This window comes from Salinivibrio sp. ML323 (genome assembly GCF_001995745.1).
Classification (GTDB): Bacteria; Pseudomonadota; Gammaproteobacteria; order Enterobacterales; family Vibrionaceae; genus Salinivibrio; species Salinivibrio kushneri.
The window spans coordinates 1-2,816 of sequence record NZ_MUES01000054.1 but is presented as its reverse complement, the minus strand read 5'-3'; the positions used below and the strand labels follow the sequence as shown (position 1 = coordinate 2,816).

At 51.2% G+C, this 2,816-nt stretch carries 3 protein-coding genes and 1 tRNA gene; 1 reads left to right on the top strand and 3 read right to left on the bottom strand.

Annotated features, from left to right (window positions below; genetic code table 11):
* Positions 1-300 precede the first annotated feature (300 nt).
* Both BZG13_RS15000 and BZG13_RS14990 read right to left on the bottom strand, forming a co-directional pair.
* On the bottom strand, positions 301-501 hold the full coding sequence (locus tag BZG13_RS15000; protein WP_077487190.1) for a hypothetical protein: 201 nt from the start codon (positions 499-501) through the stop codon (positions 301-303).
* Positions 502-1,095: 594 nt separating this feature from the next.
* On the bottom strand, positions 1,096-1,668 hold the full coding sequence (locus BZG13_RS14990) for a UPF0149 family protein (RefSeq protein ID WP_077487188.1): 573 nt from the start codon (positions 1,666-1,668) through the stop codon (positions 1,096-1,098).
* A 287-nt stretch (positions 1,669-1,955) separates the two neighbouring features.
* Between BZG13_RS14990 and BZG13_RS14985 the strand changes: the two genes are divergently transcribed.
* Positions 1,956-2,043: transfer RNA gene (locus BZG13_RS14985), tRNA-Ser, on the top strand.
* A gap of 93 nt (positions 2,044-2,136) precedes the next feature.
* Here BZG13_RS14985 and BZG13_RS14980 read toward each other — a convergent pair.
* A complete protein-coding gene (locus BZG13_RS14980) occupies positions 2,137-2,607 on the bottom strand; it encodes a helix-turn-helix transcriptional regulator (protein ID WP_077487187.1) in 471 nt (156 codons plus the stop codon).
* Positions 2,608-2,816: the final 209 nt, after the last annotated feature.

Below are 2,816 nucleotides of genomic sequence, written 5' to 3'. Positions count from 1 at the left end.
GCCAGTGCGGTGTGAATCATGAATACCCAAGCCGAAGCGCGCCTCCGACATCGGCGGTCAAATATTGGCACCGATGTTAAATTTGGCGTCGATCGTGACAGGCGCCCAGTTGGCAATGTGCACATATCCAACAATGTGCCGGGGCTTGTGTCATCGTCGCCAATGGCACCACCGATATATAAACCAGGCGTAGGTCGGCATAAGCGCCAGCACGATGCCAATAATTATCACAATGTGGGCCGCGCGCCATCCGACATTGGCGGTTAAATTCGGCACCGATCGTGAATGGAATCATTGACGTTAAAGTATGCATAGGTCGGCATAAGCGCCTTCTCGATCGCACAAGCTTGGCGTGATCTCCGCCGCGCGCCATCCGACATTGGCGATCAAATACTGGCATTGATCGTGACAGGCGCCCGTTGACAAGGTGCACATATCCAACACCTTGCCGGGGCTTGTGTCACCTACGCCAATGGCACCAGCCAGTGCGGTGTGAATCATGAATACCCAAGCCGAAGCGCGCCTCCGACATCGGCGGTCAAATATTGGCACCGATGTTAAATTTGGCGTCGATCGTGACAGGCGCCCAGTTGGCAATGTGCACATATCCAACAATGTGCCGGGGCTTGTGTCACCGTCGCCAATGGAACCACCGATATATAAACCAGGCGTAGGTCGGACAAGCGCCGGTGCGGTGTTAATCATGAATACCCAAGCCAAAGCGCGCCTCCGACATTGGCGGCCAAATTTGSCACCGATGTTAAATTTGGCGTCGATCGTGACAGGCGCCCGTTGACAATGTGCACATATCCAACAAAGTCCCGGGGCTTGTGTCACCTACGCCAATGGCACCATCGATGTTAAATATTAACGCCTTGTGTCATCGTCGCCAATGGAATCATCGATATATAAACCAGGCGTAGGTCGGCATAAGCGCCTCCTCGATCGCACAAGCTTGGTGTGATTTCCGCCGCGCGCCATCCGACATCGTGGTTAAAATTGACACCGATCGTGACAGGCGCCCGTTGGCAATGTGCACATATCCAACAATGTGCCGGGGCTTGTGTCATCGTCCCCAATGATACCTCTGGCTGTTTACCCCGCATCCTCCGCCAGTGCCGCGCCGTGGTGGGTGAGGCCACACAACATAGTTGGCATGGCGTTGAAGATTTCCTCAAACTGTGCCAACTCTTCTGCGCCTTGGGCTTCCATGGTAGAAAGGGCGGTTTCTGGATCGTAAAGCAAGCTGATAGACAGCACTACGCCACCGAGTAGGGCATTACCATCAGTGTTTTCCGGCATCAGCGTTTCCCAGTCATCACGGGTCAGGCTCCAGCCWTGCAACAACCCCTCGGCGAAATCGCGCGTCGCTTGGTTGACAATTTCAGCGTCATCCAGCAAACAGCCTTCCGGCCATTGCCAAGTTTTCTCCAACAACTGTTGGCGCTGTTCATTCCAAATATCCACAATCAGATTGGCGTACTGCTCAAACTGCTCATGGCTCTCAAACGGCGCTTGTTCCTCGCCACCCCACATCACAGGAAGCCACTCGCTAGGGCTAATAACATGAGGAGCGGCCGCCATCGCGGTGACGACACCACGAGTTTGCATTTCGTTAAGTAGCTGCTCGCTATCGGCATGCTGGGTGAGAAAGTCTGATAATGTCATAACACTCTTATTTGCATTTTGGTATATGGCAAGAGTTTAACAGCTTTCAGGTGTGGTTGCTTCCATCGCACATCAGTCGTTGCTCAACACGTTGATGACTTAATCGGGGGGAGTTAACTCAGTTTTTCCAGACATAGTGATGCTTTTGGTGATGGAATAGCCATTTAAACCCAAAGCCATCACCAACAGCTTGACCGCAAAGCAGCAACTCTCTATAGTACGCCCCGTTAACGCGACAGCGGGTAGGTCAACTACCCACAATAAATAGCTCGCGTAACACACAATATGGTGAGGTGTCCGAGTGGCTGAAGGAGCACGCCTGGAAAGCGTGTATACGGCAACGTATCGAGGGTTCGAATCCCTCTCTCACCGCCATCATTTAAAAAACCGCCCTCGTGGCGGTTTTTTGCTGTTTGGTTTTTGCTATTTGTTTTTGCGCAGCATCTAACGCGTCTTGGTACGGCACTCTCAATCCGTTTCACGCTCCGTAAGTAGCGATCTTAGCGTGTCGGGAGAAGAGGGGAGCAGCCCGACCTGTAAGCCAAATGGTTTGAATACCTTATTGAGCACCTCCGTATTGTAGCTGCCTCGATCATTCTCGATATCGGAGAGTGTTTTTCTTGAGACGCCAACAAGTTTTGCGAACACATCCTGCTTAAGTCCCAGAATAGTGACACGCAAGTTTTTTAACGCTTGGCCTTGGGTTAACTCACCAAACAATAGGCGTTTGATGATTTTATTCGCTTCGGTTTTACGCTCTGCGGCACTGACAGCCAGGGTGTTTTTTGAGGCTTTCGTTCGCGTTGGCGAGTTACATTGTGGTTGGTCGTTGCTCGAATGAGCGGCCTCTCCCTCTTTTGTGCTCTGTCGGTGGCTGCGGTTTGCCCTCAGGCGAGCGACCACATCTTGTACAGACTCTTTATGACTTGGCTTATTCATAAAAGCCCCCAGTTGGCGAGCTTTTGTGACAGATGATTAAATCCAATCGCTGGCATCTCCAAGATTTGTTCGGGAACGCCTCGCAACGCTAGCCCGTTGAGCGCTTCCATCTTCTATCCCTCCGCTTAATAATGTGTAAAATACTACTCGTAATGAACGTTTTTTGCAACTTTAGAGTAAAATATTACTCATTAAAATGAGGTTAGAGT